The 14,246-nt window shown below is 69.6% G+C and carries 18 protein-coding genes; 11 read left to right on the top strand and 7 right to left on the bottom strand.

Annotated elements, in window-relative coordinates; genetic code table 11:
• Positions 1–84: 84 nt before the first annotated feature.
• Both ABIE67_RS22425 and ABIE67_RS22420 read right to left on the bottom strand, forming a co-directional pair.
• Positions 85–393, bottom strand: coding sequence for a hypothetical protein (locus ABIE67_RS22425; protein ID WP_003991275.1), 309 nt, complete (start codon positions 391–393; stop codon positions 85–87).
• A 406-nt stretch (positions 394–799) separates the two neighbouring features.
• On the bottom strand, positions 800–1,054 hold the full coding sequence (locus ABIE67_RS22420; RefSeq protein ID WP_370260277.1) for a GntR family transcriptional regulator: 255 nt from the start codon (positions 1,052–1,054) through the stop codon (positions 800–802).
• Positions 1,055–1,204: 150 nt separating this feature from the next.
• On the opposite strand from ABIE67_RS22420, the gene ABIE67_RS22415 reads away from it, so the two are divergent.
• Positions 1,205–1,516 (top strand): hypothetical protein, encoded by a 312-nt coding sequence (locus ABIE67_RS22415; protein WP_370260275.1) that lies wholly within the window; start codon positions 1,205–1,207, stop codon positions 1,514–1,516.
• Positions 1,513–1,857, top strand: a complete 345-nt coding sequence (locus ABIE67_RS22410; protein WP_370260273.1) for a hypothetical protein — start codon at positions 1,513–1,515, stop codon at positions 1,855–1,857. Before ABIE67_RS22415 ends, ABIE67_RS22410 begins: the two co-directional genes overlap by 4 nt.
• 84 nt (positions 1,858–1,941) lie before the next feature.
• On the opposite strand, the gene ABIE67_RS22405 is transcribed toward ABIE67_RS22410, so the two are convergent.
• The gene (locus ABIE67_RS22405; protein WP_370260272.1) at positions 1,942–2,544 is read right to left on the bottom strand and encodes a TetR/AcrR family transcriptional regulator; all 603 of its coding nucleotides are present in this window, start codon (positions 2,542–2,544) and stop codon (positions 1,942–1,944) included.
• Positions 2,545–2,658: 114 nt separating this feature from the next.
• Between ABIE67_RS22405 and ABIE67_RS22400 the strand changes: the two genes are divergently transcribed.
• Complete coding sequence (locus ABIE67_RS22400) at positions 2,659–3,594, top strand: oxidoreductase (protein WP_370260271.1); 936 nt, start codon at positions 2,659–2,661, stop codon at positions 3,592–3,594.
• A 59-nt stretch (positions 3,595–3,653) separates the two neighbouring features.
• Here the strand turns inward: ABIE67_RS22400 and ABIE67_RS22395 are convergent, their stop codons facing one another.
• The gene (locus ABIE67_RS22395; protein ID WP_370260269.1) at positions 3,654–4,070 is read right to left on the bottom strand and encodes a hypothetical protein; all 417 of its coding nucleotides are present in this window, start codon (positions 4,068–4,070) and stop codon (positions 3,654–3,656) included.
• A gap of 159 nt (positions 4,071–4,229) precedes the next feature.
• On the opposite strand from ABIE67_RS22395, the gene ABIE67_RS22390 reads away from it, so the two are divergent.
• From ABIE67_RS22390 to ABIE67_RS22370, 5 genes are all read left to right on the top strand, one after another.
• Positions 4,230–4,988, top strand: a complete 759-nt coding sequence (locus ABIE67_RS22390) for a PIG-L family deacetylase (RefSeq protein WP_370260266.1) — start codon at positions 4,230–4,232, stop codon at positions 4,986–4,988.
• 94 nt (positions 4,989–5,082) lie between these two features.
• Positions 5,083–5,844, top strand: a complete 762-nt coding sequence (locus ABIE67_RS22385) for a trypsin-like peptidase domain-containing protein (RefSeq protein WP_370260264.1) — start codon at positions 5,083–5,085, stop codon at positions 5,842–5,844.
• Between the two features lie 52 nt (positions 5,845–5,896).
• Positions 5,897–7,630 carry a serine/threonine-protein kinase gene (locus tag ABIE67_RS22380; RefSeq protein ID WP_370260259.1) on the top strand — a complete coding sequence of 578 codons (1,734 nt, stop codon included), beginning with the start codon at positions 5,897–5,899 and terminating at the stop codon, positions 7,628–7,630.
• A 113-nt stretch (positions 7,631–7,743) separates the two neighbouring features.
• A complete protein-coding gene (locus ABIE67_RS22375; RefSeq protein ID WP_370268812.1) occupies positions 7,744–8,688 on the top strand; it encodes an NlpC/P60 family protein in 945 nt (314 codons plus the stop codon).
• Positions 8,689–8,889: 201 nt separating this feature from the next.
• Positions 8,890–9,600 (top strand): phosphatase PAP2 family protein, encoded by a 711-nt coding sequence (locus ABIE67_RS22370; protein WP_370260257.1) that lies wholly within the window; start codon positions 8,890–8,892, stop codon positions 9,598–9,600.
• A 95-nt stretch (positions 9,601–9,695) separates the two neighbouring features.
• On the opposite strand, the gene ABIE67_RS22365 is transcribed toward ABIE67_RS22370, so the two are convergent.
• Together ABIE67_RS22365 and ABIE67_RS22360 are read right to left on the bottom strand one after the other, a co-directional pair.
• A complete protein-coding gene (locus ABIE67_RS22365; RefSeq protein WP_370260255.1) occupies positions 9,696–11,261 on the bottom strand; it encodes an FAD-binding oxidoreductase in 1,566 nt (521 codons plus the stop codon).
• Between the two features lie 287 nt (positions 11,262–11,548).
• A complete protein-coding gene (locus ABIE67_RS22360; protein WP_370260252.1) occupies positions 11,549–11,728 on the bottom strand; it encodes a hypothetical protein in 180 nt (59 codons plus the stop codon).
• A gap of 126 nt (positions 11,729–11,854) precedes the next feature.
• On the opposite strand from ABIE67_RS22360, the gene ABIE67_RS22355 reads away from it, so the two are divergent.
• A complete protein-coding gene (locus ABIE67_RS22355; RefSeq protein ID WP_370260250.1) occupies positions 11,855–12,697 on the top strand; it encodes a hypothetical protein in 843 nt (280 codons plus the stop codon).
• Positions 12,698–12,807: 110 nt separating this feature from the next.
• Complete coding sequence (locus ABIE67_RS22350) at positions 12,808–12,984, top strand: hypothetical protein (RefSeq protein ID WP_370260248.1); 177 nt, start codon at positions 12,808–12,810, stop codon at positions 12,982–12,984.
• Positions 12,985–13,006: 22 nt separating this feature from the next.
• Here the strand turns inward: ABIE67_RS22350 and ABIE67_RS22345 are convergent, their stop codons facing one another.
• Complete coding sequence (locus ABIE67_RS22345) at positions 13,007–13,384, bottom strand: metal-sensitive transcriptional regulator (RefSeq protein ID WP_370260246.1); 378 nt, start codon at positions 13,382–13,384, stop codon at positions 13,007–13,009.
• Positions 13,385–13,621: 237 nt separating this feature from the next.
• Here ABIE67_RS22345 and ABIE67_RS22340 point away from each other — a divergent pair, with 237 nt between their 5' ends.
• Positions 13,622–14,242: a DUF47 domain-containing protein gene (locus ABIE67_RS22340; RefSeq protein WP_048585568.1), complete on the top strand. Its 621-nt coding sequence runs from the start codon at positions 13,622–13,624 to the stop codon at positions 14,240–14,242.
• The last annotated feature ends 4 nt before the right edge of the window (positions 14,243–14,246 follow it).

Raw genomic sequence — 14,246 nt, 5'->3', positions numbered from 1 at the left:
AACCTCAGCCGGTGGGCACGACGGGTGGGTGGGGGACGAGGGGGGCCGGGCGTGCCCGGAGCGGACGGGCGGGGACGGAGTCGCCTAGACGGCCATGCCGTACACGATGGTGAACAGCGTGCCCAGTGAGCCGATGATGAAGACCCCCGTCAGGCCGGCGATGATCAGCCCCTTGCCCTGCTCGGCGCTGAACGTGTCGCGCAGCGCCGTGGCGCCGATGCGCTGTTTGGCGGCGCCCCAGATGGCGATACCGAGGCAGAGCAGGATGGCGACCGCCATCACGACCTCGATCATCACCTTCGCCTCGTTGCCCAGGCTGCCGAAGGGACCCCAGTCCGGAGCGATCCCGCCGATGATCGTGTTGATGTCGCCCTTATCGGCCGCAAAGAGCATGTAAGTCACCGCCCCTGTTGGGTAGTTCCGCAGTCCCCTGCGGTGCGCAGAGGTCAGGCCTCATTCTCGCCGACATTGTCGCCGTCGTATGTCGACTTGGCGTCATTGATGGGCGGGATTCGTACGAATAGCTCGTACGGTCACTCTGTGTATCACGGCAGGTCACGCCGGGCAACGAGGCCTGAGCGGAACCTGTGGTGTGGTTGCGTCGTTGGGCCTCTTCACGCCGGGTGCCGTTTCTGACGGCCGGTCGGGTGAGTCCGTCGAGTGGCTGGTCGTGCCGGTGTTCTGCGGGTGAAGGGTATCCCGGCGTGCGGACGGGGCGCGGCTGGTGGGGTGCGGGCCGCAGTTCTCCATGCGCCGGTAGGGTCGGCGACTTGCCGGGGCGGAAACTGGTGACGGAGAGTCAGGGCTGTTCTGTGGGAGAGCTCGGCAGCGGATCGGCCACGAAGGTCCCCAGTCCGACTTCGCCGCGCGTCCAGCCCTGTTCCCGTACATGCCGCATGGCCTTCGCCGCGGTCGCGTTCACCACGCCGAATTCCTGGGCGACTTCCAGGGTGGAAGGTACGCGGCTGCCCGGCGGGTATGTGCCGTCTTCGATGCGTCGGATGATCTCCGCTGCGATCTGCCGCCATAGCGGGCGCGTGCGATCAAGCTCCATGAGGTTCAGCGTGGGTGACCATGGCAATCCATGCATCCGTGGTTATCTGCGGTTATCTACGGGTAAGGTGGCCTTCGAAGACAGATCGGCCCCGTCGGGAAGCGGCTACTTCCTCGCCGGGGCCTGAGCCGACTGAACAGGAGTCGACCTATGCGCAGCCTACTGGCCGCGATCCTCAGCCTCTTCCTGCCCGGACGCGGAGCGCACCGCGCCGACCCGGCGCCGTCCCGCACCTCCTGTCCGCCCCCTGCCGCGCACAGGCCCACGCCCGCACGCCGGTCATGGCTGTACGTGGCCGACGTCATCGCAGCCGACGGCCAGCCCCTGGTCCGGCCGTACGTCGTCGTCTGGGAGCGCGAGCGTGACGATCGTGAGCGGTGGCGTCTTCAGCGGCAGCGGCGCCGGGCGGCGGATCTTGCGGCCCGGGGCCAGGACTGCTTCCCGTGGGAGGCGGCCGTATGAGCGGCACGTGGCGCCCCCGCAGCCTGGGTGTCGACCCGGCCACCGGCAAGGAGGCGTTTGTCGTCGCGCGCCCCGGTGGCTTTCTTGAGGCGCTGGCCGACAAGCATGCCCTGGAGGCCGCAGCCGTCCTGGTGGCGGTCGTCGGGGCAGTGCTGGAGGCGGGGGAGGTGTCGGAGACCGAACTCGCCGCCTTCGTATCGCCGTTGCACGCGGCGCTGGAGGAATGCGTCGGCATGATGGCGGGGGACACCGTGTGGGACGGAGGTGTGGCGGACGAGGGGGGATGGCGGACCCGTGGCCGCGCTCGCCCGTCGACGAGCCCAGGCTCAGCCGGTCCGTGAGTCGGCCCCGCCCGGAGCGCGTTCCGCGCGCTCCGGGCCGCCGGGGGCGCGCCCGTCCGGCTGGCTGTGGGGCGTTGCGGCTGGTCAGCGGGGCTTCAAGCCGTGCAGCAAGTGGTGGACCAGGCCCTCCACGCCCGCCAGGGCGGCCTCCGGCGTCAGCCAGCCGGCGGAGATGAAGGCGGACATGCCGTGGAGGGCGGCGCCGGTGACGAGATTGAGCTCCTCTACGTCGCCGTCGATGATCTCGCCCCTCCGCTGGGCGTCCGCGAGGACCTGTACGAGGCTCCCCACCGTCTCCTCGACCGCGGCGGCCATCTGCTCCGAGGCGTCCGGCTCGTGCTTGCGGGCGTACATGAGCTCCAGGAGCGCGGCGTTGTCGACGGCGAAGCCGAGGTAGGCCCGGCCGAGGGAGGTGAGGCGCGGCTCCAGGGGGAGCGCGGGGTCGTCGGCCGCGCTCAGGGACTGGGCGAGCCGCTCGTATCCGGCCAGGGCCAGGGCGTTGAGCAGGGTCTGCTTGTCCTTGAAATGCCGGCCGGGGGCGGCGTGGCTGACGCCGACCTCGCGGGCCAGTTCGCGGAGCGAGAGGGCGGCGGTGCCTTTCTCACGCAGGGTGCGTTCCGCCGCGGCGAGCAGGGCGGCGCGCAGGTCTCCGTGGTGGTAGGGGCGGCTCTCGGGCATGAACACCATCGTAGCTTGATGTTGGCGGTGTCATCTTTGTTGGCGTCGACATCATTGTTGTCATTGACATCATTGTTGGCGGCGCCTACATTCGAAGCATCCGCCGCGAAGGAGATGACCAAGATGGCCAAACAGACTTGGGACGCTACGAGCCTCCCCGACCTCGCCGGTCGCACCGCCGTCGTCACCGGCGCCAACAGCGGGATCGGGCTTCGGGCCGCTGACGCGCTGGCGCGAGCGGGGGCGCATGTCGTGTTCGCCGTGCGGGATCCGGAGCGGGGGCGGGCGGCGGCCGCGACGGTGAACGGCAGCACGGAGGTGCGGCGCCTGGATCTGGCGGATCTGTCGTCCGTGCGGGAGTTCGCGGAGGCGTGGCAGGGGCGGCCGCTGGACCTGCTGATCAACAACGCCGGCGTGATGATGGTGCCGGAGCAGCGGACGGCGGACGGCTTCGAGATGCAGTTCGGCACCAACCATCTGGGCCACTTCGCGCTGACGAACCTGCTTCTGCCGTATGTCACCGACCGGGTCGTGACGCTGTCGTCCGGTGCGCACCGCTGGTTCGGCGCGCGGATCCGTTTCGAGGACCTGAACTGGACGTCCGGCTACGACCCGAACCGCGCGTACGCCCAGTCGAAGCTGGCGAACCTTCTCTTCACGCTGGAACTGCAGCGCCGCCTGACGGAGTCCGGCTCCCCGGTCCGCGCCCTGGCCGCACACCCCGGCTATGCCGCCACCAACCTGCAGAGCCATGCGGGCAGTGCGGTCAAGCGGGGGATCATGCAGATCGGCAACAGGGTCTTCGCCCAGGACGACAGGGCGGGTGCGCTGCCGACGCTGTACGCCGCGACGCAGGAACTGCCCGGCGCGAGTTACGTCGGACCCGACGGGTTCGGAGAGCTGCGGGGTGCGCCGACGCTGGTGGGGCGGACGACGGCGGCTAGCGATGCGGCGGTGGCGCGGCGGCTCTGGACGGTCTCGGAGGAACTGACGGGGGTGAGCTGGCCGTTGGGGAAGGTCGAGGCCGAGGCCGAGGGCGTGGCGGGGGCCGAGCGTTAGGGCGCTCGGCCGTCACCAGGGTGCGACCTGAGCCGGATCCTTGAGCCGGATCGGAGGGTCTATGACTCCGGCTGGGTCACCGTCAGCGCCCAGCGGATGTTGTCCGCCGAAGCGTCGACGCCGATCGTGAAGGACCCGAAACGCACCACGCCGGGATCCATGGTCACGGATCCCACCCCGGCGCCCTCGGCCGGACAGTCGACCGTGAACGCGGCGACCTCCGTCTCCTGCGACATCGTCACCCGCACATCGCCGCCGCCCTCGCACGCTACCGTGAGCACGGTCGGCAGCTTCTCCCACGCGCCGCCGGACGCGACTCCGCCGTCTCCCGTGTGCTCCGGCACCCACACCAGACCCTCCGGTCCGGGATGGGGCAGCAGGACATCGGTCGACGCGGCGGAGGGCGCCGCCGCCAGGCCGGTCAGTGCGCAGGCCGCCAATGCCGTCGTGGTCAGGGCACGGCTGGTTCGTGTCACGTTGGTTCCCCCTGAAGATGCTTTGGTCGCTGAAGGTGCATGGGCCGTCGGTCAGTTGATCGGCCGGTTGGTCGGTCGCGGCACAGTCTGCCGCGACGGATGACCTTGTGCCTGAGTACGCGTACTCAGGGGTAGGCCGTAGCCGGAGGTGGTCGCTCGATGTCCATGCCGAGCCTGCTCGGGGTGTTCGCCCACCCGGACGACGAGTCGTTGTTCTCGGGGGGAGTCCTCGCCCGGCACGCGGCCGCGGGCGCCCGTACCGCCGTCGTGACGGCAACCTGGACCCCGGGCACGCGACGCGGTGCCGAACTCGCCGAGGCCTTGCGGATCCTCGGTGCCGGTGAGCCCCGGATGCTTGGTTACGCCGACGCCAAGGTGCCGCACTCCGCTCCCGGCAGCCCGCGGCTGTGTGATGCGCCGCTGGACGAGTCGGTGGGGCGGCTGGTCGCTCACCTGCGGCAGTTCCGCCCGGAGATCGTGATCACCCACGATGCCTACGGCGGCGTGACCGGCCATCCGGACCATGTGCACACCCACCGTGTGACCACGCTCGCGGTCCACGCCGCCGGGCTCGAACGGCTCTACCCGGACGCCGGTGCCCCCTGGCAGCCGAGCGCCCTCTACCTGGCCACGCACCCGCACTCGGCGCTCGACGCCCTGGAAGGGCTGGCCCGTGCGGGCAAGGGCATGAAGACCGTTCCGGACGAGCGGATCACCGCGACGGTGGATGTGCGCCCCTGGCTGGAGCAGAAGTGGACAGCCGTACTGGCCCATCGCACCGAGGTGGAGCGAGGGGCGGTGCCGGGGTTGCTCGCCGGGTTCCCGGCGGACGTACGGGAGCGGGTCCTGGCGACGGAGTGGTACATCCGGCAGGATCCGGTCTCCTCCGTGCCGCCGCAGACGGAGCTGACGGTGTGAGCGAGTGAGCTTCAGCCGCTGTGTGAGTCGACTTGCATGTCTCCTCGCTGACTGCTGACCCTTTTCTCACCTTCGTGCGGGAGGGTGGGCTCCGATGAAGCGCCCCTCCCGTTCCGCCCTGCACGCCGTCGCCGTGCTGTTCGCCGTCGCCTCCGTCACCTCTGCCTCCACTGCGGCCGCCGACGACGGCTCGGGTCCCTTCGGCGTCACCGCCGTCGCCGCGGCCACTGCGCGGACCGCACGTGTCGGGTCCCTGTTCGCGGGCGGCCGGCGCTTCTGTACCGCCTCAGTCGTGCACAGCCCGCGGCACGACCTCGTGGTCACCGCGGCGCACTGCCTGGACGGAAGGGCGGAGGACGTCGTGTTCGTGCCGGGGTACCGGGACGGCAGGGCGCCGTACGGGGCGTGGCGGCTCGGGAGGCGGTTTCTGCCGGACGGGTGGGTGAAGGGGCGGGACGAGGACAGTGACGTGGCGTTCGCGGTGGTGGCGGATCGGGGTGGGGAGGGAGTCGCGGGTGAGGGGGTCGAGGACGTCGTCGGCGGCAATCGGTTCGTCGCCGGGATGGCCACCGGGGCCACGGCGGTGACCGTGACCGGGTACCCCAACGCCCGTCGGGCGCCGGTCGGTTGCACCAACAAGCCGACGCCGCACAGCCGTCTCCAGCAGCGCGTCGAGTGCCCGGGCTTCAGCGGCGGGACCAGCGGCAGTCCCTGGGTCAACGGGGACGGGGAGCTCGTGGGCGTGCTCGGCGGGCACGAGGGGGGCGGGGCGACGGCGGACGTGTCGTTCAGTGTGGTGTTCGGGGCGGAGGCGGCGGCGCTGTATCGGGAAGCGGAACGGGGGGAACGGGGGTAACGGAGGGAACGGGGTTCCCCGGCGAACTGATCTCTGTGGCAAGGTCAGTTGGGTGGACGCACTGAAGGATCGGGACCCGGCGCACATAGGCGCGCACACGCTGCTCGCCCGGCTCGGGGCGGGCGGGATGGGGCAGGTCTATCTCGGTCGGTCGCCGGGTGGGCGGCTGGTCGCGATCAAGGTGATCCGGGAGGAGATCACCGACCATCCGGAGGCGTTGGCGCGGTTCCGGCGGGAGGTCGAGACCGTGTGGGCCGTGCGGAGTGCGTATACGGCCAACCTGATTGACGCGTCGCTGGATTCGGCGCCGTACTGGCTGGCTACCGAGTATGTGGCGGGGCCGACTTTGAGTGGGGCGGTGGGGGAGCGGGGGGCGTTGCCCGCCGAGACGTGCCGTGGGCTGTTCGCCGCTCTCGCCGAAGGCCTCGCGGCGGTGCATGCGCACGGCGTCACGCATCGCGACCTCAAGCCGCAGAACGTGATCCTCGCCGCGCAGGGGCCGCAGCTCATCGACTTCGGGATCGCGCGCGGCGCAGGTCAGACGGCGCTCACGGAGGCCGGGTTCGCGCCGGGTACACCTGGGTTCACCGCGCCCGAGGTGCTGCTGCGCAACGAGGTCGGGCCGGCGGCGGACGTGTTCGCACTGGGGGCGACGCTCGCGTATGCGGCAACAGGGCGGCCGCCGTTCGGTATGGGGGAGCCGGCGGGGGTCAGCTACCGGGCCGTGCACGAGCCCATCGATCTCGGGGGTGTGGAGCCCGAGTTGGCGGCTCTCATCGAGCTGTGCGTGGCCAAGGATCCGGCGGCGCGACCGGGGCTCCACGAGGTGATCGCGCGGTGCGGGGTACGGACGGCGCTCGTTGAGGACCCGCTCTACGCGGGGCTCGCCCGGCTGGTGGAGACGGTGCCGCAGACGCCGGCGCCCCGGCAGGCGGGGGCCGCGATGGCGACGCCTCCGGCGCATCCGCCGTTGGGGGCACATGAACTTCCCACGGCCGGGTCGGTGTATGGGTATACGCCCACTCAGGTGAGTCGGCCGGCGCAGGTTGCGCGACGTCGTCGTTCCGGACCTTGGATGGTTGCCGGAGCTGTGGGGCTCGCCATAGGAGTGGGAGCGGCCACCGCATTGGTGCTCCTGCCTGGAAACGGCGGGAGCCAGGAGAAGGAGGCGAGTGGGGCGGCTACGCCGGGAGTCACGTCGACGCCCCCCACGACTTCGGCGAGGGATCAGACAAAGGTCAAAGCACCGGCGTATGTCGAGCAGACGAACCCGTCACGCGACTTCTGGACCGCGGATGAGAACTCGCAGTACGGGGAGGGAGCGTGCCAGCTTCCGGCCGAGGAGCGTAACGAGTACTTCCAGTTCTCTGTCGCGGCCGCCGATTCCGAAGCGCCGTACACGTCCGGCAAGGGCCGGATCACCCTGCGGCTGAAGTACGCAGCCCCGAAGGCTGGTGAGTCGTACTACGTCTCAGTCGCGGTGAAGCCGCCGCACGAGATCGACCCGGATACGGGCAAACCCTACGAGGGAGGACTCCAGCAGAACCTGGACCTCGGGTACACGAGCAAGCCCATCGATCTGTACGAGCGCTACCGCACGGACCCGGACAACACCGGGGTGGAGCTGACGTATCCCGACGACTTCCAGAAGATCGTGAACGGCAAGCGGTACGACAACGCCATCCCCGTGGAGAACGACCCGGGCGACTGGACCGTCCTCTTCCTTCACACCACCGGACCGAAGCAGTACGCAAGCATCGCCTGCCACGGCTTCACGGTGAAATAGCGCCACTCTCACCGGAAATGGCCTTGAACAGCAGCGATATGGGGGAGGGTTGAGCCGTGCGAAAAGTATGGGTGGCCGGTGGTGTCGCGGTCGCGCTCGGCGTGAGCTTCGTGATGCTGCTCGTCGTCGGGGTGTACATCGTTGCCGGGAACCTCGTGAACGGGGTCGGCAAGGGCAGTGTCGGGCTGGCCAAGGGGTCCGTGCCCGGTGCGTACAAGACGCTCGTGCAGAAGTGGGGCAACCTGTGCCCCGCCCTCAACCCGGCCCTGCTCGCCGCCCAGCTGTACCAGGAGAGCGGCTGGGATCCGGACGTCGTGAGCCACGCCGACGCCCGCGGCATCGCCCAGTTCATCCCGAGCACCTGGGCCACGCACGGTGTGGACGGAGACGGCGATGGTGACCGCGACATCTGGGACCCGAATGACGCGATTCCGTCGGCCGCGTCGTACGACTGCGAACTCGCCAAGTACGTCAAGGACGTGCCCGGCGACACCACGGACAACATGCTCGCCGCCTACAACGCGGGCGCGTACCGCGTCATAAAGGCGGGCGGGGTTCCGGCCATCACCGAGACCCAGAACTACGTCACGAGGATCCGCAGCCTGGAGAAGAGCTTCGCGGCGCCCACGACCCGCGTCGACCCCTCCAAGCAGGCCGCCGGCGCCATCTACTACGCCCAGAAGAAGCTCGGCACGCTCTACCTCTGGGGCGGTGACGGTACTGCCGCCGACGATGGGCGGTTCGACTGTTCGGGGTTGACGAAGGCCGCGTACGACAGTGTCGGGATCTCGCTGCCGCGGGTCGCGAACGATCAGTACAACGCGGGGCCGCATCCGGACAGGGACGAGTTGCTGCCCGGGGATCTGGTGTTCTTCTCGGACGACCTCACCAACTCCCGGGCGATCCGGCATGTCGGGATTTATGTGGGTGGCGGGTACATGATCGACGCGCCGAGAACGGGTGCTGTGATCCGGTTCGACCCGATCGACACCCCGGACTACTTCGGGGCCACCCGGGTGACCGAAGATGGCGCGAAAGCGCTGCCCACGACGGTGTAGACGGAGCGTGAACCCACCCCCTGAGCTGCGGCGATGGGTCTCTCTTCGATAACGTCTGCGTGATCATTCAGTGGAGTGTGGAACGTATCAACAGGGGCCGTGCGTTCCTGGTGTCGTAGCCGGATTCACAACCACGGGGGTGGGCGGAACGGCGTACGCAAGTTGCGCCGAGTTAAGAGACGACGAAGGGGCCGCGGCATCATGGCTGGACTCGCAGAATCCGGGTCGAACCCCGACGTCGACCTGCTCTTCGACATCAATGGCCTGGCCAAGGACGCCCCGCACTGGTTCGACCGGGTCATGGAGTACGTCGGTGAGTACGGGATGGTGCTCGCCATGGTGCTGCTGGTCGTGTGGTGCTGGTGGTCCGTGCGGCGTCGGGGCGACGAGGACGCCGCCTCGTCCGTGGCCGCGCTCGTGTGGGCGCCGGTGGCCGCCGGGATCGCGGTCCTGGTGAACGTGCCGATCCGGGGGTTCGTCGAGCGGCCCAGGCCGTTCCTCGATCACCAGGGGCTCGAAGTCCTGGTGCCCGGCAAGACCGACTACTCGTTCGTGAGTGACCACGCGACGATCGCCATGGCCCTGGGGGTCGGGCTGTTCGTCGCCAACCGGAAGTTCGGCCTGGTCGGGATCGGGCTCGCACTTCTCGAAGGCTTCTGCCGGGTCTACATGGGCGTGCACTATCCGACCGACGTCGTCGGCGGGTTCGCGCTCGGTACCGCCGTCGCCCTGCTGCTGTCGCCGCCGGCCATGGCGCTGCTGACGCCCGTGATGTCCGCCATCGAGCGGTCGCCCAGGGGTGGGTGGCTGATCAGGGCGCGGGGCGCCTCCCAGGCGGGTGGGCAGGAGGCCGTGATTCCGGGGGCTCGGAAAGAGGCCGCGGGGGCCGAGGAGCGGGACCTCGCGGCCTGAGCGCTCCGCTGGTGGGGCCGCGATGTGTCGCGAGTGCCGCAGCCGACCCAGCTCGACCTGCTCAGCCGCGACCGCAGGGCTACCTGGCTACCGGGCTACAGCGCCTGCGGGTACGTGAAGAAGCCCTCCGGGTCGTACTGCTTCTTCAGCTTCGCCAGGCGCGTCGCCGCGTCCCCGTAGTACGCCTTGCGCCAGTTCTTCAGGGTCGGGTCGGTGTAGTTCTGGTACGCGGCGCCCGAGGCGTACGGGCGCATCGCGTTGTGGGCCGACGTCAGCCAGGACTGGGCCGTGGCGCCCGACGTGCCGGCCCGCCAGGAGGCGATGTACTGGGCCAGCATGCGGGAGCGGCGGTGTACGAAGGCCGTCGCGGTGGGGGAGACGCGGTTGACGGCTCCGCCGAGGGCCGTCAGGGCGACGCTGCCGGAGCCGCCGCGGACCGACTGGATCTGCTTCAGCAGCGTCTGGATGCCCGCCGGTGAGAGCGAACGGTCGAAGAAGTCCGACTTCGCGGTGTACGTCTCGCGGCTCAGCGCGCCCTGTGGGGAGCGGCCCGGGGTGGAGCCGGGGAGGTGGCACTGCGCGTCCGAGGTGAACGACGAGCAGCCGGCGTACAGCTCCATCGACTCCTCGTACGAGCGGCGCTTGATCGACACGCTCCTCGCGGGGCCGGGGCCGCCGGGGCCGTCGGCCAGGCGGTCCACCGCGTTCTTGAGTTCGTTGTAGGTGCCCAGCGAGAACGCCGCGACGGTGATGGTCGGGGTGCCGCCCGCGTGGTTGGAGATGCTCAGCGCCGACCAGATCTCGTCGGGCTGGGCCGGGCCCCATGCCTGCCAGGCCCTGATCAGCGCGGCCGCCTTCGACCAGGGCCAGGACATGTACGCCGTGACGGCCTGGGGGGCGGGGTGGGTCTTGAAGTGGAGTTCTGTTACGACGCCGAAGTTGCCGTTGCCCGCGCCGCGCAGGGCCCAGAAGAGGTCCTTGTGGGTGCCGGCGTCGGCGGTGAGCTGCTTGCCGTCGGCGGTGATCAGGGTGGCCTGGGTGAGGCTGTCGCAGGTCAGGCCGTAGGCACGGGAGGTGACACCGTGGCCACCGCCGAGGGTGAGGCCGGAGACGCCGACGCTGGGGCAGGAGCCGGCGGGGATGGTGACGCCCTTGGCGGCGAGGGCTCGGTAGACGTCGATGAGCTTGGAGCCCGCGCCGACCACCGCGGTGTTGCCGGCGGCTCGGATGCGGTTGAGCTTGGAGACGTCGATGATCAGGCGGTTGTTGCCGGAGGACCAGCCGGCGTAGGAGTGGCCGCCGTTACGGATGGCGACGTGGAGGTTGTGGGCCCGGGCGTAGGCGAGGGTGGTGCGGATGTCGTCGGGGTGGGCGACGTAGGCGACCGCGGCGGGCTTCAGGGTGTCGAAGCGGGTGTTGTAGAGCAGGTGGGCCGATTTCCAGTCGGCGTCGCCCGGGTGGATGAGCCGGCCGTCGAGGTCTTTGGCCAGGGCGGTCCAGTTGGCGGGGGCGGAGGCGGCGGCGGTCCTGGTGGTGGTTCGGGTGCGGGCGGCTGTGTCGGTGGCCGTGCCCGAGGTGGTGTCCGTGCTGCCGTTGCAGGCGGTTGCCGTCAGGGCGGTGAGGGCTGCCGCGGTGCCGCCGATGAAGGTACGCCGTTCCATTTCGCCTCCTGGGGGGGGTCGTGGAACGAGACGGGGTGGTGGGGGTCGGGGTTCCATGTGGTGGTGGTCCTCCGGGGCGGGGCTCGCGGATTTCGCCCCCGCCGCCCCTACCCGTCCCATCCCTTGAAGGGGCTCTGCCCCTTCCACCCCGCCAGGGGGCTCCGCCCCCTGGACCCCCATCGGCCTGCGGCCTCGTCCTCAAACGCCGGACGGGCTGAAAGGCCTATGGACCCCCGCTTCGGCCTGCGGTCTCGTCCTCAAACGCCGGACGGGCTGGAATGCGGCCCCTAAACCCCGCCATGCCCTTCCGCGTCCGCCCGCGCCAGGCTGCGCGCCCGTCTCGCCGGGCCCCGCCAGCCGCAGGTGCAGTGGGCCGTGCAGAAGCGGCCCTTGTCCACGGTTGTCGTGCGGTGTTCCGCGGAGTCGTCGGATTGTGCGGGGGAGGTTGGTCCGTCCTGCTGCGCCACGACGGCAACGTTACCCAAGGCAAGTAAGCGCAACGCCTCCGGCGTGCGTGACGGGGGCACCTACTCGTCGTTAACCGGAACGACAGGGGGCCCGTGACGGACGTACCGGCTGGGGGTAGGCAGGCGATGACGGAGCGGCAGCAGCACAGGCGGAGGCGTGTGGCGGGCGTCGCGGCTGGGGTCCTGTGCGTGTGTGTGGCGGGCAGTGGGTGTGTGGCGGGCAGTGGTGCCGCTGTCGGGGACGGGCGCGAGGGCGATGCCGTGGTGATCGTGCGGCGTGCCGCCGACGCGCTGGTCGAGGCCCGGAGTTCCAAGGCCCGGACGTCCATGGAGATGGCCACCGGGGGGACCCGGGTCACCATCCGGGGCGAGGGTGTCTACGACTTCCGTCACCAGCGGGGGCGGCTGAAGGTGCTGTTGCCGCAGGATCCCGCGGGGGCTGTCGCGCAGCGGCCCATCATGGAGCTGCTCGCTCCGGGGGCACTGTTCATGAAGAACCGTGGTGCCGGTGTGCCCGCCGACAAGTGGGTGCGGGTCGATACGCGGTCGCTCTCCGACGGGAACCTCGTCACCGGTGGGGCGACCGATCCGTTCGCCGCCGCCGAGGTGCTGCGCGGGGCGCGGACGGCGAGGTACGTGGGGGAGAGTGACGTCGCCGGTACGGCGGTGGCGCATTACCGGGGGACCGCTGATCTGGGCGTTGCCGCGCGGGAGGCCTCCGAGGGGAATTCGGAAGCGCTTGCGGCGGCGGCGAAAGGGTTCGCCACCAGTGAGGTGCCGTTCGACGTGTACCTCGATGAGGACGGGCGGATCCGTAAGGTGCGGCATCGGTTCAGCTTCGTCAACGGGCAGCAGAAGGACGCCGTCGCCGTGGCCTCGACGACCTTGCTGTACGACTTCGGGGCCCCCGTCGACGTACGGCTTCCGGACAGTGACGACATCTACGCGGGCAAGATCGCGGAGGAGTGAGGGCCGGGGTATGCGTGCGTGACGGGCGTCAAGAACTAGCCCGTCCGTGCCATGCGCGGTGTGTAGGCCGCTCCCTACTCTAGGAAGTCGGTAACGGCAGAGAAGAGGTGATGCGCGTGGCTCCGGTCGGCGGTACGGCAGTTCAGGACCACGTGGCCCTCGCCGAGATCGAGCTGTGCGGAGAGCTCATCATCGCGGCCTCGACCGCCCGCGAGGAACGGCTCAGTCTGGAAAGCATCGACGAGGTGCTGCGGGTCGCGGAGGAGCGGGACGCGGAGGGGGAGTGATTCCGGCCGCGGGCGGCGGTCGTCAGGTGCGCAGCAGCCGGCCGATCGCCTTCGTCGCTTCCTCCACCTTGGCGTCGATCTCCGCGCCGCCCTTGACGGCCGCGTCGGCGACGCAGTGGCGGAGGTGCTCCTCCAGTAGTTGGAGGGCGAAGGACTGCAGGGCCTTGGTGGAGGCGGACACCTGCGTGAGTATGTCGATGCAGTAGACGTCCTCGTCGACCATGCGCTGCAGGCCGCGGATCTGGCCCTCGATGCGGCGCAGGCGCTTGAGGTGCTCGTCCTTCTGCTTGTGGTAGCCGTGGATGCCGCGGTCGTGGTCCGTCACCACGTCCGTGACGCTCGTCTCCTCGGTGTCGTCAGTGGCGGAGGGCGCGCCCGCGCCGGCCTCGGTGGTCGTCATCGCGTCCTCCAGACGTAAACCGCTTCATATACCCCTACAGGGTATATCGTACCGAACTTTGCTGGGTATAGGGCCCTGTGGCCGAACCGCGAACAGCGGTTGGACTGGACCACTGGGCAGCCCCCGTGCCGACCACTGTGCCTGATGGGCGACACTGGAGGACGGCCCATTAGCCGTGGCCGGATGATGCGCCTAGCATCAGCCTGACCGAAACCGATCCTTCTTGAGGACCCTCACGTGCGCTTTCGTCTGACCCCCCGGGAGACGAGCTTCTACGACATGTTCGCCGCATCCGCGGACAACATCGTCACGGGCTCGAAGCTCCTGATGGAACTGCTCGGGGCGGACACCGCCGGCCGGGCCGAGATCGCAGAGCGTATGCGGGCCGCGGAACACGCAGGTGACGACGCCACTCACGCGATCTTCCACCAGCTGAACTCCTCGTTCATCACGCCGTTCGACCGCGAGGACATCTACAACCTCGCATCGTGCCTCGACGACATCATGGACTTCATGGAGGAGGCCGTCGACCTGGTCGTCCTCTACAACGTCGAGGAACTGCCCAAGGGCGTCGAGCAGCAGATCGAGGTGCTGGCGCGGGCCGCGGAGCTCACGGCCGAGGCCATGCCGAACCTGCGCACCATGGACAACCTCACGGAGTACTGGATCGAGGTCAACCGCCTCGAGAACCAGGCCGACCAGATACACCGCAAGCTTCTCGCCCACCTCTTCAACGGCAAGTACGACGCGATCGAGGTCCTCAAGCTCAAGCAGATCGTGGATGTGCTGGAGGAAGCGGCGGACGCCTTCGAGCACGTGGCGAACACGGTGGAGACCATCGCCGTCAAGGAGTCCTGAGACC

The organism is Streptomyces sp. V4I8, assembly GCF_041261225.1.
GTDB lineage: Bacteria > Actinomycetota > Actinomycetes > Streptomycetales > Streptomycetaceae > Streptomyces.
This window is presented reverse-complemented; position numbering and strand designations above follow the sequence as displayed.

Bases quoted from the DNA above. Each gene is read 5' to 3' on its own strand.
- ABIE67_RS22425 (WP_003991275.1), bottom strand. From the start codon at position 393: ATGCTCTTTGCGGCCGATAAGGGCGACATCAACACGATCATCGGCGGG.
- ABIE67_RS22420 (WP_370260277.1), bottom strand. From the start codon at position 1,054: ATGGAGCTTGATCGCACGCGCCCGCTATGGCGGCAGATCGCAGCGGAG.
- ABIE67_RS22415 (WP_370260275.1), top strand. From the start codon at position 1,205: ATGCGCAGCCTACTGGCCGCGATCCTCAGCCTCTTCCTGCCCGGACGC.
- ABIE67_RS22410 (WP_370260273.1), top strand. From the start codon at position 1,513: ATGAGCGGCACGTGGCGCCCCCGCAGCCTGGGTGTCGACCCGGCCACC.
- ABIE67_RS22405 (WP_370260272.1), bottom strand. From the start codon at position 2,544: ATGGTGTTCATGCCCGAGAGCCGCCCCTACCACCACGGAGACCTGCGC.
- ABIE67_RS22400 (WP_370260271.1), top strand. From the start codon at position 2,659: ATGGCCAAACAGACTTGGGACGCTACGAGCCTCCCCGACCTCGCCGGT.
- ABIE67_RS22390 (WP_370260266.1), top strand. From the start codon at position 4,230: ATGTCCATGCCGAGCCTGCTCGGGGTGTTCGCCCACCCGGACGACGAG.
- ABIE67_RS22385 (WP_370260264.1), top strand. From the start codon at position 5,083: ATGAAGCGCCCCTCCCGTTCCGCCCTGCACGCCGTCGCCGTGCTGTTC.
- ABIE67_RS22375 (WP_370268812.1), top strand. From the start codon at position 7,744: ATGCTGCTCGTCGTCGGGGTGTACATCGTTGCCGGGAACCTCGTGAAC.
- ABIE67_RS22370 (WP_370260257.1), top strand. From the start codon at position 8,890: ATGGCTGGACTCGCAGAATCCGGGTCGAACCCCGACGTCGACCTGCTC.
- ABIE67_RS22365 (WP_370260255.1), bottom strand. From the start codon at position 11,261: ATGGAACGGCGTACCTTCATCGGCGGCACCGCGGCAGCCCTCACCGCC.
- ABIE67_RS22355 (WP_370260250.1), top strand. From the start codon at position 11,855: ATGACGGAGCGGCAGCAGCACAGGCGGAGGCGTGTGGCGGGCGTCGCG.
- ABIE67_RS22350 (WP_370260248.1), top strand. From the start codon at position 12,808: ATGCGCGTGGCTCCGGTCGGCGGTACGGCAGTTCAGGACCACGTGGCC.
- ABIE67_RS22345 (WP_370260246.1), bottom strand. From the start codon at position 13,384: ATGACGACCACCGAGGCCGGCGCGGGCGCGCCCTCCGCCACTGACGAC.